This is a genomic window from Pseudomonas sp. 2995-3, assembly GCF_002742565.1.
Lineage (GTDB): Bacteria > Pseudomonadota > Gammaproteobacteria > Pseudomonadales > Pseudomonadaceae > Aquipseudomonas > Aquipseudomonas edaphica.
On the sequence record NZ_LJSB01000224.1, the window covers coordinates 172970 to 187875 of the forward strand.

Annotated in this window: 14 protein-coding genes; 5 read left to right on the forward strand and 9 right to left on the reverse strand. The window is 61.6% G+C overall.

The window, feature by feature from the left end; all coding sequences use genetic code 11:
* Positions 1 to 67: 67 nt before the first annotated feature.
* From AOA62_RS24065 to ctlX, 3 genes are all read right to left on the reverse strand, one after another.
* A complete protein-coding gene (locus AOA62_RS24065; protein ID WP_099549986.1) occupies positions 68 to 847 on the reverse strand; it encodes an ABC transporter substrate-binding protein in 780 nt (259 codons plus the stop codon).
* Positions 848 to 1073: 226 nt separating this feature from the next.
* The gene (locus AOA62_RS24070) at positions 1074 to 2120 is read right to left on the reverse strand and encodes an ornithine cyclodeaminase (protein ID WP_017136262.1); all 1047 of its coding nucleotides are present in this window, start codon (positions 2118 to 2120) and stop codon (positions 1074 to 1076) included.
* A gap of 11 nt (positions 2121 to 2131) precedes the next feature.
* Positions 2132 to 3058: a citrulline utilization hydrolase CtlX gene (ctlX, locus tag AOA62_RS24075; RefSeq protein ID WP_099549987.1), complete on the reverse strand. Its 927-nt coding sequence runs from the start codon at positions 3056 to 3058 to the stop codon at positions 2132 to 2134.
* 284 nt (positions 3059 to 3342) lie between these two features.
* On the opposite strand from ctlX, the gene AOA62_RS24080 reads away from it, so the two are divergent.
* Positions 3343 to 4236, forward strand: a complete 894-nt coding sequence (locus AOA62_RS24080) for a GNAT family acetyltransferase (RefSeq protein WP_080593749.1) — start codon at positions 3343 to 3345, stop codon at positions 4234 to 4236.
* 66 nt (positions 4237 to 4302) lie between these two features.
* Here AOA62_RS24080 and AOA62_RS24085 read toward each other — a convergent pair whose 3' ends face one another.
* From AOA62_RS24085 to AOA62_RS24105, 5 genes are all read right to left on the reverse strand, one after another.
* Complete coding sequence (locus AOA62_RS24085) at positions 4303 to 5322, reverse strand: branched-chain amino acid aminotransferase (protein WP_017136260.1); 1020 nt, start codon at positions 5320 to 5322, stop codon at positions 4303 to 4305.
* Positions 5323 to 5546: 224 nt separating this feature from the next.
* Positions 5547 to 6926, reverse strand: coding sequence for a dihydrolipoyl dehydrogenase (gene lpdA / locus AOA62_RS24090; RefSeq protein WP_017136259.1), 1380 nt, complete (start codon positions 6924 to 6926; stop codon positions 5547 to 5549).
* A gap of 3 nt (positions 6927 to 6929) precedes the next feature.
* On the reverse strand, positions 6930 to 8195 hold the full coding sequence (locus tag AOA62_RS24095; protein WP_017136258.1) for a dihydrolipoamide acetyltransferase family protein: 1266 nt from the start codon (positions 8193 to 8195) through the stop codon (positions 6930 to 6932).
* A complete protein-coding gene (locus AOA62_RS24100) occupies positions 8196 to 9254 on the reverse strand; it encodes an alpha-ketoacid dehydrogenase subunit beta (RefSeq protein ID WP_017136257.1) in 1059 nt (352 codons plus the stop codon).
* A gap of 1 nt (position 9255) precedes the next feature.
* Positions 9256 to 10491 carry a 3-methyl-2-oxobutanoate dehydrogenase (2-methylpropanoyl-transferring) subunit alpha gene (locus AOA62_RS24105; protein WP_017136256.1) on the reverse strand — a complete coding sequence of 412 codons (1236 nt, stop codon included), beginning with the start codon at positions 10489 to 10491 and terminating at the stop codon, positions 9256 to 9258.
* 195 nt (positions 10492 to 10686) lie between these two features.
* On the opposite strand from AOA62_RS24105, the gene bkdR reads away from it, so the two are divergent.
* Positions 10687 to 11175 carry a Bkd operon transcriptional regulator BkdR gene (gene bkdR, locus AOA62_RS24110; RefSeq protein WP_017136255.1) on the forward strand — a complete coding sequence of 163 codons (489 nt, stop codon included), beginning with the start codon at positions 10687 to 10689 and terminating at the stop codon, positions 11173 to 11175.
* 121 nt (positions 11176 to 11296) lie between these two features.
* Here bkdR and AOA62_RS24115 read toward each other — a convergent pair whose 3' ends face one another.
* Positions 11297 to 12160 (reverse strand): MBL fold metallo-hydrolase, encoded by an 864-nt coding sequence (locus AOA62_RS24115; RefSeq protein WP_017136254.1) that lies wholly within the window; start codon positions 12158 to 12160, stop codon positions 11297 to 11299.
* Positions 12161 to 12254: 94 nt separating this feature from the next.
* Between AOA62_RS24115 and AOA62_RS24120 the strand changes: the two genes are divergently transcribed.
* From AOA62_RS24120 to AOA62_RS24130, 3 genes are read left to right on the forward strand one after another with little or no spacing between them, the layout of a single operon-like run.
* Positions 12255 to 12590 (forward strand): metalloregulator ArsR/SmtB family transcription factor, encoded by a 336-nt coding sequence (locus AOA62_RS24120; protein WP_099549988.1) that lies wholly within the window; start codon positions 12255 to 12257, stop codon positions 12588 to 12590.
* A 51-nt stretch (positions 12591 to 12641) separates the two neighbouring features.
* Positions 12642 to 13886: an FAD/NAD(P)-binding oxidoreductase gene (locus tag AOA62_RS24125; protein ID WP_017136252.1), complete on the forward strand. Its 1245-nt coding sequence runs from the start codon at positions 12642 to 12644 to the stop codon at positions 13884 to 13886.
* Positions 13887 to 14693, forward strand: a complete 807-nt coding sequence (locus tag AOA62_RS24130; RefSeq protein ID WP_017136251.1) for a sulfite exporter TauE/SafE family protein — start codon at positions 13887 to 13889, stop codon at positions 14691 to 14693.
* Positions 14694 to 14906: the final 213 nt, after the last annotated feature.

Here is a 14906-nt window from a genome sequence, read left to right on the forward strand (position 1 = left end):
CAACATCTACAGTGGCTGACCCACCGCTATCGCAGGCAAGCCAGCTCCCACAGGGGCCGGCGTAGGCCTATTCGTTGTAGATATCCTGATCGCCGAAGTACTTCTTCTGGATCTGTGCGTAGGTGCCATCGGCCTGCACGGCGGCGATGCCCTTATTGATCAGCGCACGCAGTTCGGCGTCGTTCTTGCGCAAGCCCATGGCGATATCCAGCGGCAAGGTCGGGTCCTTGAAGGCCGGGCCGGTCTTGTAGTCGGCGCCTTCAGGCTTGGACAGGAAGTTGAGCTGGGCTTCGAGCTTGTCGGTCAGGGTGGCGTCGAGGCGGCCGTTTTGCAGGTCGGCGTAGTTCTGCTCCTGGGACTGGTACGCCTTGATCTGCGCGCCGAGCCTGGCCAGGTGCGCACGTGCATAGGCTTCCTGCAGTGAACCTTGCAGCACGCCCACCTGCTTGCCTTTGAGCGACTCCGGCGTGTCGCCGAACTCGGCGTTTTTACGGGTGATCACCGAGGTGGGGCTGAGGAACAGGCGGTCGCTGAAGTCGATGACTTTTTCGCGAGCCGGTGTGACCGCCATGGACGACATGATCGCGTCGAACTTGCGCGCGCGCAGGGCCGGGATCATGCCGTCGAATTCGTTGTGCACCCAGGTGCATTTGACTTCGAGCTTGGCGCAGATGGCGTTGCCCAACTCGATATCAAAACCTTGCAGGCTGCCGTCGGCGGCGACGGACTCAAAGGGCGGGTATTCGGGGAACACGCCGAAGCGGATTTCTTTCCAGTCCTGGGCGTGGGCGGAGCTGGCGCACAGTGGCAACAGCAACGCGGCGAAGAGTGATCGCAATGGAGTCATGTGACAGTCCCTATATTTTGTAATTGATGTAAGGGCGGTGAATCGCTGGGAGCAGAGAATGCTTCATGGTGGTGCGTTTTTTGTGTCGTTTACCCCGTGCATAAAGCGCAAATTGCGCTGTTAAAAAGCGCAATGCAGCGGAATCGGCTGCGGCACGCGCAAAATCGGCTTTTGACTGATGTAAATCCGGCCTGCCTTGGGCGCAAAGCGGCAGGCCAGAGCGGTTTCAGGCGCGCTTTTTGTGCTGTACGCATGGCTGTTGGGCCAGGCGTGCAAACAGGTCTTTCGGGTCGGCGAGGTCCGGCACCAGCTCAAGTGTGCTGCCCACATCCAGCGCCTTGGCCACGTCCAGCACGTAACGCAGGGCCGAGTAGTCTTCGATGGCAAAGCCCACCGAGTCGAACAGCGTGACTTGGCGCGCGTTCTCGCGGCCGGGCTGCTGGCCATTGATCACTTGCCACAGCTCGGTCACCGGCGAATCTTCGGGCATGTGCTGGATTTCACCTTCGATACGGCTTTGCGGTTCGTACTCGACGATCACCCGGGCGCGCTCGACGATGCGGCGGTCCAGCTCGGTTTTGCCGGGGCAGTCGCCACCTACGGCATTCAGATGCATGCCGGGCTCGATCATGTCGTCGGTGAGGATGGTGGCGTAAGCCTTGTCGGCCGTGACGGTGGTGACGATGTCCGCGCCTTTGACCGCTTCGGCCACGCTGGCGGCCAGGATCACCTTGATCGCCGGGAACGCCTTGAGGTTGGCCGCCAGCTTGGCAGTGGCCTTGGCGTCGATATCGAACAGGCGGATTTCGGTGATACCGAGCATGGCGTGGAAGGCCAGGGCCTGGAACTCGCTTTGCGAGCCGTTGCCGATCAACGCCATGCTGCGGCTGTTGTCGCGCGCCAGGTAGCGGGCTACCAGGGCAGAGGTGGCCGCGGTGCGGATCGCGGTGGTCAGGGTCATTTCGGCCAGCAGCACCGGCTTGCCGGTGTCGACATCGCCCAGGGCGCCAAAGGCCATCACTGTGAGCATGCCGGCCAGGGTGTTCTTCGGGTGGCCGTTCACGTACTTGAAGGCGTACAGCGAGGCGTCGGACACCGGCATCAGCTCGATCACGCCGTCCGGCGAATGGTTGGCCAGGCGCGCGCACTTTTCGAAGTCCTGCCAGCGCAGGTAGTCGGCGCGGATGTATTCGGCCATTTCGCTGATGCAGGTTTGCAGGCCTTTTTGTGAAACCAGGTAGCTGAGGTCGTTGACGTCGATATAACGGGTCATGGCAAGACTCCTTATTGAAATGAGGCGCGGGCGGGCAGGTGCACTTCCGCCAGCATGCAGCGGGCACTGCCGCCGCCGATGCGTTCGATGTTGTCGATGTTCACCACCACCGGGCGGGTGTGGCGTTCTACATGCGTGCGCTGGGCCGGGTGCAGGGCGCTCCAGGCGCTGGCCGACATCACCAGCAGCGGCTGGCCGTCACGGTCGTGGACTTCAAGCATGTTGCCGGCGAAGGCTTCGAGCTGGTCGAAGTCGAGGGCAAGGATGTCTTTGCCGGTGTCGCGCAGCGAGCGCTCCAGGGCCTGGCGTTCGCTGGCATCGGGCAGGGCTTGCAGGCACACCACCGAGAGGTCGCGGCCGACACTCATCATCACGTTGCTGTGGTAGATCGGCGCGTGGTGGCGGTCGACGGCGTGGAAGACGCAGAGTTGGTAGTCGAGGCGTTCGGCGAACTGGCGCAAGGCGTCTTGGTGGGTACGCCCGGAGTGGCAGGCATAGCTGATACGGTGCTGGCGGTCGAGCACCATGCTGCCGGTGCCTTCGAGGAAGATGTTCTGTTGTTCGAGGGGGCTGAGGTCGATGGTGCTACGGATCGCAAAACGCTGCTCCAGCACTTGCAGCACACCTTTGTTGCGCTCCAGTCGTCGGTTCTGGCCTTCCATCGGGTACAGCACCAGGCTGCCATCGGCGTGGCTGCTCCACCAGTTGTTGGGGAAGATCGAGTCGGGCGTGTGGGGCGCCGGGGTGTCTTGCACCACCAGCACCTCTACGCCATGTTGGCGCAGGGTATCGACATAGCCGTCGAACTCCTGCAGCGCTTTTTGCTGCGCGCTCAGCGGGTCAAGTGGCTGGCGTTGGAAGTGGTTGTTGATCGCGGTATCCGGGTTGAAGGCAAAGCGCGCCGGGCGAATCATCAAGACAGTGTTGGTGGTTTGCATGGGGGCACGAATCCATGGGGTGAGCAGTGGGGCTATTTTGTGCGCTGTGGCGGGTGAATCCCGGCTGATATAGCGGGGCGGCTCAGCCGGGAAAGCTGAAAAGTGGGGTAGGGCAGCCGAATCGGCTGGCGAGTTGAAATGCAATCAAACTGTTGGAGCTGGCTTGCCTGCGATGGCGGTCTGTCTGCGCCAGATGCGCTGACTGACAGACCGCTATCGCAGGCAAGCCAGCTCCCACATTAGTATGGTGGCGGTCGCGAAACCCGAGCCAGGAAGGAGAATGCATGTCTACCGCTGTTCGTCTTGCCCAACCCACCGATGCCGAGGGCATCAGCCAGGTCATCCTGGCAGCCTTGCACAGCAGCAATGCGCGGGACTACCCGGCAGATGTGATTGCTCGGGTTGCCAGCAACTTCACACCCGACGCCGTGCTGGCCTTGCTCCAGCGCCGGGTGGTGCTGGTGGCGACCCAGGATCAGATGATCGTCGCCACCGCCGCCCTTGATGGCAATGTGGTGCGCTCGGTATTCGTCAACCCGGCGTTGCAAGGGCAGGGCATTGGCCGGCTGCTGATGATCGAGATTGAGCTGCGGGCCGTTGAAGCCGGGGTGACGGTCCTGAGCGTGCCGTCATCGCTGACGGCCGAGCCGTTTTATACCAAGCTGGGCTTTCACACGGTACGCGACGTTTACCATGGCAATGAGCGCACGCTGGTGATGGAAAAGGCCTTGTTATCGCGCCATCCCATCGGGCCGTATCGCGATCGTCCGCACCGATCCCAGGTGGTGGCGCTGTGGCAGCAGGCGTTTGGCTATGACACCGCGCACAACCTGCCAAGCCTGGCAATCGACAAAAAGCTGGCGGTAAACGATGGGTTGTTCTTTGTGGCGACGGATAAAAAGGCCGTGATCGGCACTATTCTGGCCGGCTATGACGGGCATCGCGGCTGGTTGTATTCGGTGGCGGTGCACCGCGATTATCGTCGGCAGGGCCTGGGTGCTTCGCTGGTGCGCTATGCCGAGCAGGCGTTGACTGCGTTGGGTTGCATGAAAATCAACCTGCAGATTACGGGCGGCAATGACGCGGTGGTGGGGTTCTACGAGGCGTTGGGGTATGGGGTGGAGCCGAGGATCAGCATGGGCAAGAAGATTGCGGTGAATATTCCCAAGGACGTGTGAGCACACCGAAATCAAATGTGGGAGCTGGCAAGCCCACTCCCACATTGGGTTTTGCGTTTTTTGGGGTTAGACCTTGACGATCCAACCCTCTGGCGCTTCAACGTCGCCGGTCTGCACGCCGGTCAGTTCTTTGTAGAGCGCCTGGGTGATCGGGCCCACTTCGGTTTCGCTGTGGAACACGTGCAGCTTGCCGTCGTACTGGATGCCGCCGATTGGCGAGATCACGGCAGCGGTGCCGCAGGCGCCGGCTTCCTTGAACTGGTCCAGTTTGTCGATGAACACGTCGCCCTCGACCACTTTCAGGCCCAGGCGGGTCTCGGCCAGTTCGATCAGCGACAGGCGGGTGATGCCTGGCAGCACCGAAGGCGACTTCGGCGTGATGAACTGGTTGTCGCGGGTGATACCAAAGAAGTTGGCCGAACCGACTTCCTCGATTTTCGAGTGGGTCATCGGGTCCAGGTAGATCGCGTCGGCGAAACCGGATTTCCTTGCTTCAGCGCCCGGCATCAGGCTGGCGGCATAGTTGCCACCGACCTTGGCGGCGCCGGTGCCCTGTGGCGCGGCGCGGTCGAACGTGGAGATCTGGAAATTGTGTGGCACCAGGCCGCCCTTGAAGTAGGCGCCGACCGGGATGGCGAATACCGAGAAGATAAACTCCGGTGCGCTACGCACGCCGATGTTTTCACCGGTGCCGATCACGAACGGGCGCAGGTACAGCGCGCCGCCACTGCCGTACGGCGGGATGAACCGCTCGTTGGCCTTGACCACTTGTTTGCAGGCTTCGATGAAGTCTTCGGTGGTCACATGCGGCATCAGCAAGCGTGCGCAGCTGCGTTGCATACGGGCGGCGTTCTGGTCCGGACGGAACAGGTTGATCGAGCCGTCCTTGCAGCGGTAGGCCTTGAGGCCTTCAAAGCACTGCTGGCCATAGTGCAGGGCGGTGGAACCCTCGCTGATGTGCAGCACGTTGTCGTCGGTCAGGGTGCCCGCTTGCCACTCGCCGTTTTTCCAGGTTTGGAGAAACCGTTTGTCGGTCTTGATGTAGTCAAAACCCAGCTTGTCCCAATTGATGCTTTCGTTACCCATGACACCCTCTATCTCTGGTCAACCGCCTGGTCGAAGGCAGGCTTGTCGGTTTTTTACTGGATGGGCGCAACAATACTTCATTCTTGGCCGGTGTGGGAGCAGGTGGGCGGACCATTGAGCGTGTGTATTGGCTGATACACCGCTATCGCAGGCAAGCCAGCTCCCACATTTGGAATACATTGCCCTGTGGGAGCTGGCTTGCCTGCGATGGCCTCACCACGGTTTTACAGGTGCAGCGCGTGGCCCAATGCTCTTAAAGCCGCTTCCTGAACCGCTTCGCCGAGGGTCGGATGCGCATGGATCGTGCCCGCCACATCTTCCAGGCGCGAACCCATCTCCAGGCACAGGCCAAAGGCCGTAGACAGCTCGGACACACCAACCCCCACCGCCTGCCAGCCGACAATCAGGTGGTTGTCACGCCGCGCGACCACGCGCACAAAGCCGGTTTTAGACTCCAGGGTCATCGCCCGGCCATTGGCCGCAAACGGGAAGCTCGACACGATGCAGTCCAGGCCGGCCGCCTTGGCTTCGTCCGGGGTCTTGCCGACCACCACCAGTTCCGGGTCGGTGAAGCACACCGCCGGGATGGCGGCCGGGTTGAATTCGCGGTGTTTGCCGCTGATCAGTTCGGCGACCATCTCGCCCTGGGCCATGGCCCGGTGCGCCAGCATCGGCTCACCGCTCAGGTCGCCGATGGCGTACACATTGCGCATGCTGGTCTGGCAACGGTTGTCGATCTTGATCGCCGCGCCGTTCATCGCCAGGTTCAGCGCTTCGAGGTTCCAGCCCTGGGTGTTGGGTTTGCGGCCCACGGCCACCAGCACCTGATCGGTTTGCAGCGACAGCGTGTCGCCGTTCGGGTCACGTACCTGCAGGCTGTTGTTTTCGAAACCGGTGACGCTGTGGCTGAGGTACAGCTTGACCCCCAACTGCTTGAGCGATTCGGCCACCGGCAGCGTCAGTTCGCCATCGTAGGCCGGCAGGATACGCTCCTGTGCCTCGACCACACTGACCTCGGCGCCGAGCTTGCGATAGGCAATGCCCAGCTCCAGGCCGATATAGCCGCCGCCCACCACAATCAGGCGCTTGGGCACGCGGGTCGGCGCCAGTGCTTCGGTTGACGAGATGATCGGCCCGCCAATCGGCAGCATCGGCAGGTTGACGCTTTTCGAGCCGGTGGCCAGCAGCAGGTGCTCGCACTGAATGCGCTGGTCGCCGACGTCGACGGTCTTGCCGTCCACCACCTTGGCCCAGCCGTGGATCACCTGCACTTTATGCTTCTTGAGCAAGGCGGCCACGCCGGTGGTCAGGCGATCAACAATGCCGTCTTTCCATTCCACGCTCTTGCGGATGTCCAGGGTCGGCACATCCACTTCAATGCCCAGTTGCGACCCTTGGCTGTGGTGCACGGTTTGCTGGAACTGCTCGGCCACGTGGATCAAGGCTTTGGAGGGAATGCAGCCGATGTTCAGGCAGGTGCCGCCGAGCGCCTGGCCCTCGACCAGAATGGTCGGGATGCCCAGTTGGCCGGCACGGATCGCCGCCACATAACCGCCAGGGCCGCCGCCGATAATCAGCAGCGTGGTGTTCAATGTCTGAGGCATGCCTTACTCCAAAAACAGGCTGGCGGGTTGTTCGAGCAGGCCACGAATGGCCTGGATGAATTGCGCCGCGTCCATGCCGTCGACCACACGGTGATCGAAGGAGCTGGAGAGGTTCATCATCTTGCGCACCACGATCTGGCCTTTGATTACCATCGGCCGTTCAACGATGCGGTTGACGCCGACAATGGCGACTTCCGGCAGGTTCAGCACCGGCGTGCTGACAATGCCGCCCAACGCGCCGAGGCTGGTCAGGGTGATGGTCGAGCCCGACAGTTCATCGCGACTGGCCTTGCCATTGCGCGCGGCGCTGGCCAAACGTGCGATTTCCTCGGCGTTGCCCCACAGGCTGCGGGCTTCGGCGTGACGTACCACCGGCACCATCAGGCCCACATCGCTTTGGGTGGCGACGCCCACATGCACCGCGCCCAGGCGGGTGATGACTTGGGCTTCGTCGTCGTAGCGTGCGTTGATCTGCGGGAAGTCACGCAACGCCACGACCATGGCGCGCACGATAAACGGCAGCAAGGTCAATTTGCCGCGCGTGGCGCCGTGCTTCTCATTAAGGTGCACGCGCAGCTCGTCCAGCGCCGTGACGTCGATTTCTTCCACGTAGCTGAAATGCGCGGCGCGGCGGGTGGCGTCTTGCATGCGCTGGGCGATCTTGCGGCGCATGCCGATCACCGGGATCTGTTCTTCGCTATTGCGTTCGGCGTAAGGGTTGGCGGTTGCCGAAGCCTGGGTTGCACCTTGTTGCAGGTAAGCGTCCAGATCTTCGTGCAGCACCCGACCTGCCGGGCCGCTGCCCTGTACCAGACGCAGCTGAATGCCGGCATCCAGCGCGTGTTTGCGCACGGCAGGCGAAGCTAACGGGCGTTCGTTCGCGTCACGCGCAACCGGTGCCGCAGCAGGTTTGGCAACTGGCTTTGCTTCAGCCACAGGCGCAGGCGTTGGCTTGGCTTCAACCACTGGCGCTGGCGCAGCTTTCACCGGCTCAGCCACCACCGGCGCATCCTTGGCATTCCCGGCGCCTTCGACTTCAATGCTGATCAAAATACTGCCCACCGCCATGACTTCGCCGGGCTCGCCGCCCAGAGAAATCACTTTGCCGTGCACCGGCGAGGGAATGTCCACCATCGCCTTGTCGGTCATCACATCCGCCAGCACCTGGTCTTCAACCACCAGGTCGCCGACTTTTACATGCCATACCGACAGTTCAACTTCTGCAATGCCTTCGCCAATGTCCGGCATCTTGATAACGTGCGTGCCCATTCAGACCTCCATGACCCGTTTCAACGCCGCGCCCACGCGGGACGGCCCTGGGAAATACGCCCACTCTTGCGCGTGCGGGTAGGGCGTGTCCCAACCGGTGACGCGTTCGATCGGCGCTTCCAGGTGATGGAAGCAATGCTCTTGCACCAGCGACACCAGTTCGGCACCAAAGCCGCAGGTGCGGGTGGCTTCATGCACCACCACGCAACGGCCGGTCTTTTTCACCGAGTTGACGATGGTTTCCAGGTCCAGCGGCCACAGGCTGCGCAGGTCGATGACCTCGGCGTCGATGCCGGTTTCTTCGGCGGCGACTTGCGACACGTATACGGTGGTGCCGTAGGTCAGCACCGTCACCGCCGAGCCCGGACGCACGATGGCGGCCACGTCCAGCGGTACGGTGTAGTAACCGTCCGGCACTTGCGCTTGCGGGTGTTTGGACCAGGGTGTGACCGGGCGATCGTGATGGCCATCGAACGGGCCGTTGTACAGGCGCTTAGGCTCGAGGAAGATCACCGGGTCGTCGTTTTCGATCGAGGCGATCAACAGGCCCTTGGCGTCATACGGGTTGGACGGCATCACTGTGCGCAGGCCGCAGACCTGGGTGAACACCGCTTCAATACTCTGGCTATGGGTCTGGCCACCGTAGATGCCGCCGCCGCACGGCATGCGCATGGTCAAGGGGGCGGTGAACTGGCCGGCCGAGCGATAACGCAGGCGGGCGGCTTCGGAGATGATCTGGTCGGTGGCCGGGTACACGTAGTCAGCGAATTGAATCTCGGCGACCGGGCGCAGGCCGTAGGCCCCCATGCCCACGGCAACGCCGACGATGCCGCTTTCGGAGATCGGCGCGTCAAACACCCGCGAGCTGCCGTACTTGGTCTGCAAACCTTCGGTGCAACGGAACACGCCGCCGAAGTAGCCGACGTCCTGGCCGAACACCACCACGTTATCGTCACGCTCAAGCATCACATCCATGGCCGAGCGCAGGGCCTGGATCATGGTCATGGTGGTGGTGGTCATGGCGGTTTCCAATTCGATGCTGTTGTTGTGATCGTTCATGTCAGACCCCCAACTCTTGACGCTGGCGCTTCAAGTGCTCCGGCATCTCTTTATAAACGTCTTCGAACATGGTCGCGGCGCTTGGAATCTGGCCGCCGGCCAGGGTGCCGTACTGTTCGGCTTCTTTCTGCGCCTTGACCACTTCGGCCTCAAGCTCGGCACTGACCGCCGTGTGCTCTTCTTCGGACCACTGGCCAATCTTGATCAGGTGCTGTTTGAGGCGCGCAATCGGGTCGCCGAGCGGGAAGTGGCTCCAGTCATCGGCCGGGCGGTATTTGGACGGATCGTCCGAGGTGGAGTGCGGGCCGGCGCGGTAGGTGACCCACTCGATCAGGGTTGGCCCAAGGTTGCGGCGCGCACGCTCGGCGGCCCAGGCAGACGCTGCATACACGGCGATAAAGTCGTTGCCGTCCACACGCAGGGAGGCGATGCCGCAACCCACGCCGCGTCCGGCGAAGGTGGTGGCTTCACCGCCGGCGATGGCCTGGAAGGTGGAGATGGCCCACTGGTTGTTGACCACGTTGAGAATGACCGGCGCGCGGTACACGTGGGCGAAGGTGAGGGCGGTGTGGAAATCCGATTCGGCGGTGGCGCCGTCGCCGATCCAGGCTGAGGCAATCTTGGTGTCGCCCTTGATCGCCGAGGCCATGCCCCAGCCCACGCCTTGCACGAATTGGGTGGCGAGGTTGCCGGAAATGGTGAAGAACCCGGCGTCCTTGACCGAATACATGATTGGCAACTGACGGCCCTTGAGCGGGTCGCGCTCGTTGGACAGCAGTTGGCAGATCAGGTCCACCAGCGGCACTTCGCGGGCCATCAGGATGCTTTGCTGGCGGTAGGTGGGGAAGCACATGTCGTCGATATTCAAGGCCAGGGCCTGGGCGCTGCCGATGGCTTCTTCGCCAAGGCTTTGCATGTAGAACGACATTTTTTTCTGACGCTGTGCGACCACCATGCGGTTGTCGAAGATGCGCGTCTTGAGCATGGCGCGCATGCCTTTACGCATGATCTCGGCGGATACCCCTTCAGCCCACGGGCCAAGAGCCTGGCCCTGGTCGTCAAGCACGCGGATCAGGCCCTTGGCCAGGTCAGCGGTGTCGGCGGGTTCTACGTCGATGGCGGGTTTGCGCACCGTACCTGCGTCAGTCAGGCGCAGGTAGGTAAAGTCGGTCTTGCAGCCTGGGCGGCCCGAGGGTTCGGGAACGTGCAGGCGCAGTGGTGCATACGGCTGGTTCATGGCTTTCTACGCTCGATCTTGTGAATTTCTTGTAGTGGGCGCGCTAGCTGACAGTCAGTCTCCGGATAGGAGAAATCTTGTCCTACAAACATCATAGGCGTGGCGTAGAAGAATATTTATCTGTGTTTCATTGCGCTCAAGACCATTTGCGGATAAAAAAACTGCATAAACATAATAAACAGGTGATTTTGTCTCATGCGCAAACTGGACCGTACCGATATCGGCATTCTCAATGCCCTGCAGGAGAACGCCCGCATTACCAACGCCGACCTGGCCCGTTCGGTCAACCTGTCGCCCACGCCATGCTTTAACCGGGTGAAGGCCATGGAGGAATTGGGGCTTATCCGTGATCAGGTCACGTTGCTGGACGCCGATCTGCTGGGGCTGCACGTGAATGTGTTCATTCATGTGAGCCTGGAAAAGCAGAATGAACTGGCATTGCAGCAGTTCGAAGGCGCGATTTCTGACCGGCCGGAAGTGATGGAGTGTTACCTGATGGCGGGCGACCCGGATTATCTGATCCGGGTGCTGGTGCCGACGATCCAGTCGCTGGAGCGTTTCATGATGGACTTTCTGACCAAGGTGCCGGGCGTGGCCAATATTCGCTCGAGCTTTGCGCTCAAGCAGGTGCGCTACAAGACCGCGCTGCCGTTGCCGGCTAATGGCATCAGCCTGGGTTCCTGACACAACACAGGACAATTGTGGGAGCTGGCTTGCCTGCGATAGCGGTGGGCCAGTTGACACACGGGTTACTGATGCATCGCTATCGCAGGCAAGCCAGCTCCCACAAAGGAATCGGCGCTTTTTACAGTTGGTTAAGCGGAATCTTCAGATACGTCACCCCGTTTGCTTCCGCCGGCGGCATATTCCCCGCGCGCACATTTACCTGAATCGCCGGCAGCAATAGCGTCGGCATTCCCAACCCGGCATCACGCTGGGTGCGCATCTCTACAAACGCCGCCTCATCCACCCCGTCATGCACATGAATATTGCCCGCGCGCTGCTCGGCGACCGTGGTCAGGCACTTGGCCTCGCGGCTTTCAGGCGGGTAGTCATGGCACACGTACAGTTCAGTCTCCAATGGAAAGGCCAGCAGCTTGCGCATCGACGCATACAACTGTCGCGCGTCACCACCAGGGAAGTCGCAACGCGCGGTGCCTACATCCGGCATGAACAGCGTGTCGCCTACCAGAATCAAACGACCGTCGATCAGGTACGCCATGTCGGCCGGGGTGTGGCCAGGCACATGCAGCGCCTGGGCCTTCAAGTTGCCGATATGAAAGATTTCATCCGGCGCAAACAGGTGGTCGAACTGCGAGCCATCGACGCGGAATTCCGGCTCCAGGTTGAACAGGCTCTTGAACACATCCTGGACCTTACTGATGGATTGGCCGATGGCGATTTTGCCGCCGAGCGTGCGGCGCAGGTAAGGCGCAGCGGACAAGTGATCGGCATGCGCATGGGTTTCCAGCAGCCACTGCACCTGCAAGCCGTGCTCACGCACGAACGCGATGACTTTATCGGCTTGGGCGGTATCCGTGCGCCCGGACGCGGGGTCGTAATTGAGTACCGAATCGGCGATGGCGCACGGGCCGCCATCGTGTTCATAAATGACGTAGGTGAAGGTCGACGATGCCTCGTCCAGAAAGGCTTGAATCAACGCTGGCATGGCGGCGGTCCCCGGAAGCGAAAAAAGTGGTTACAATCAGTTTACGTTTACACATAATGTTTTGAGCTTAAGTGACATAAAGGACCCGAGGCAAATGGAATCTACTCTGAGTGAGGGCGAAGTCGCCCAGTTGCGCGCATCGGCGTCCAAGGCGTGCTCCTTGCTCAAGGCACTGGCCAATGAGGACCGCCTGTTGATCCTGTGCCAGTTGACCCAGGGCGAGCGCAACGTCGGCGATCTGGAAACCATGACCGGCGTGCGTCAGCCCACACTGTCACAACAGTTGGGCATTTTGCGTGACGAAGGGTTGGTCGCCACCCGTCGGGAAGGTAAATACATTTTCTACGGGCTGGCCAGCCACGAAGTGATTCAAGTGATGAAGACCTTGTCCGGCTTGTACTGCGGCGCGGTCATAAAAAGCTGGGCGTGACGCCATACGGCAACGACCCTTGTGTGCATTGACGATAAAAGGCAAAAGACCATGACCGAGCAACACTGGGGACCGACCATCAGTGGCGACATCGTAGTCATCGGCGGCGGCTCGGCAGGCATCGGCCTGCTGGCCAGCTTGCTCAAACGCGACCCGCAGCTGAACATCACCCTGATCGAACCTAACGACTATCACTGCTATCAGCCGGCCTGGACGCTGGTCGGTGGCGGCGCCTACGACCTGAAAAAGACCCGACGGCCGTTGGCCGACGTACTGCCCAATGGCGTCGCCTGGGTGCAGGCCGCTGTCGCCGAGTTGCTGCCCGACGAGCAAACCCTGGTGCTCGACAACGGCCAGCGCGTGAGCTGGAACAACCTGATCGTGTGCCCCGGCCTGCGCCTGGCCTGGGAAAAAATCGACGGCCTGGAACAGACCCTTGGGCAGAACGGCGTGACCTCCAACTACAGCTACGAGCACGCGGCCTACACCTGGCAGTTGGTGCAGCAATTGAAGAGCGGCAAGGCGATCTTCACCCAGCCAGCCATGCCGATCAAATGCGCAGGCGCGCCGCAAAAGGCCATGTACCTGTCCTGCGATCACTGGCTCAAGCAGGGCAACCTGAAAAACATCGACGTCGAATTCAACCTGGCCGGTGCTGCGCTGTTTGGGGTGGCGACCTTTGTGCCGCCGTTGATGAAATACGTAGAGAAATACAACGCCCGCCTGGCGTTCAACGCCAACCTGGTCAAGGTCGATGGCCCGGCGCGCAAAGCCTGGTTTGAAGTCAAAGACGCCGAAGGCAAGGCCACCGTCGAAGAAAAATCCTTCGACCTGTTGCACGTGGTCCCGCCGCAGGTTGCCCCGGATTTTATCCGCCAGAGCTCGTTGGCCGACCCCGCCGGTTGGTGCGAGGTGAACCCGCACAGCCTGCAACACCTGCGCTACCCGCATATCTTCGGCCTCGGCGATGTGTGCGGCACCACCAACGCCAAGACCGCAGCCGCCGTGCGCAAGCAGATCGTGGTGGTGGCCGAAAACCTGCTGGCCCTGCGCAAACAGGCGCCGCTGCCGCTCAAGTACGACGGCTATGGTTCCTGCCCGTTGACGGTGGAGAAGGGCAAGGTGGTGCTGGCCGAGTTCGGCTATGGCGGCAAGCTGCTGCCGACCTTCCCGCTGGACCCGACCCAGGCACGTCGCTCGATGTGGTTCCTCAAGGCCACGCTGCTGCCGTGGTTCTACTGGAACGGCATGCTCAAGGGCCGCGAGTGGCTGACCCGCCTGAGCAAGGTGGATTAAATGCTGCTGGCAAGTCTGTTGGGTTTATTGATGGGCCTGGTCATGGGCCTGACCGGCGCGGGCGGTGGCATCCTCGGAGTGCCGGCGTTGGTGCTGGGGCTGGGCTTGACCATGACCCAGGCAGCCCCGGTGTCGTTGCTCGCCGTGGGCGCAGCGGCGGCGGTCGGCGCCATTGACGGGTTGCGCCATGGCCTGGTGCGTTACCGCGCCGCGTTATTGATCGCCTTGCTCGGTGCGCTGTTTTCGCCACTGGGTGTGTTTATTGCGCACCAGTTGCCCGAACACCTGCTGATGGGCCTGTTCAGCGCCTTGATGGTGCTGGTGGCGTGGCGCATGTTGCAACGCGAAAAGGTCGAGGCCGGGCCAAGCGACCATGGCGCCGCGTCCTGGGGCCAGAAAAACTGCATGCTCAACCAGCAGACCGGGCGCCTGGCCTGGACTGCCAAATGCAGTGCCACTCTGGCCGCGTTGGGTGCGGTAACTGGCGCGGTATCGGGCTTGCTTGGCGTGGGCGGTGGTTTCCTGATCGTGCCGGCGTTCAAGCAACTGACCGATGTGCAGATGCGCGGGATTGTCGCCACCTCTTTGATGGTGATCAGCCTGATTTCGCTGATCGGCGTGGCTGGGTCGATGCAGGCCGGTGTGAGTATTGAGCCGATGGGCTGGGTGTTTATCGGTGCGAGTATTGTCGGCATGTTGGCCGGTCGGCGTTTGTGTTCGGTGATCCCGGCGCGGGCGTTGCAGGTGGGGTTTGCCAGCCTGTGTGTGGTGGTGGCTGCGGGGATGCTGGTCAAGGCTGCGCTTTGATGCTGATGTGCAACACAGTCCGACTGTGGGAGCTGGCTTGCCTGCGATGGCGGTCTTTTGGTGGTGTACATATCCGTTGCTGCGGTAACGGCGGCTTAGGGTTCCGCCCTTACGGCGGGTCACTTTTGTAAAGACATGTACGGACCGGACACATGGTTGACGGGTGTGCGGGGACATGGTGGACACTTCTCGGCGAAGCCAGCTTCGCCGGGA

Excerpts from the sequence above, each read along its gene's own strand:
- AOA62_RS24065 (WP_099549986.1), bottom strand. The coding sequence starts at position 847 with ATGACTCCATTGCGATCACTCTTCGCCGCGTTGCTGTTGCCACTGTGC.
- AOA62_RS24070 (WP_017136262.1), bottom strand. The coding sequence starts at position 2,120 with ATGACCCGTTATATCGACGTCAACGACCTCAGCTACCTGGTTTCACAA.
- ctlX (WP_099549987.1), bottom strand. The coding sequence starts at position 3,058 with ATGCAAACCACCAACACTGTCTTGATGATTCGCCCGGCGCGCTTTGCC.
- AOA62_RS24080 (WP_080593749.1), top strand. The coding sequence starts at position 3,343 with ATGTCTACCGCTGTTCGTCTTGCCCAACCCACCGATGCCGAGGGCATC.
- AOA62_RS24085 (WP_017136260.1), bottom strand. The coding sequence starts at position 5,322 with ATGGGTAACGAAAGCATCAATTGGGACAAGCTGGGTTTTGACTACATC.
- lpdA (WP_017136259.1), bottom strand. The coding sequence starts at position 6,926 with ATGCCTCAGACATTGAACACCACGCTGCTGATTATCGGCGGCGGCCCT.
- AOA62_RS24095 (WP_017136258.1), bottom strand. The coding sequence starts at position 8,195 with ATGGGCACGCACGTTATCAAGATGCCGGACATTGGCGAAGGCATTGCA.
- AOA62_RS24100 (WP_017136257.1), bottom strand. The coding sequence starts at position 9,254 with ATGAACGATCACAACAACAGCATCGAATTGGAAACCGCCATGACCACC.
- AOA62_RS24105 (WP_017136256.1), bottom strand. The coding sequence starts at position 10,491 with ATGAACCAGCCGTATGCACCACTGCGCCTGCACGTTCCCGAACCCTCG.
- bkdR (WP_017136255.1), top strand. The coding sequence starts at position 10,687 with ATGCGCAAACTGGACCGTACCGATATCGGCATTCTCAATGCCCTGCAG.
- AOA62_RS24115 (WP_017136254.1), bottom strand. The coding sequence starts at position 12,160 with ATGCCAGCGTTGATTCAAGCCTTTCTGGACGAGGCATCGTCGACCTTC.
- AOA62_RS24120 (WP_099549988.1), top strand. The coding sequence starts at position 12,255 with ATGGAATCTACTCTGAGTGAGGGCGAAGTCGCCCAGTTGCGCGCATCG.
- AOA62_RS24125 (WP_017136252.1), top strand. The coding sequence starts at position 12,642 with ATGACCGAGCAACACTGGGGACCGACCATCAGTGGCGACATCGTAGTC.
- AOA62_RS24130 (WP_017136251.1), top strand. The coding sequence starts at position 13,887 with ATGCTGCTGGCAAGTCTGTTGGGTTTATTGATGGGCCTGGTCATGGGC.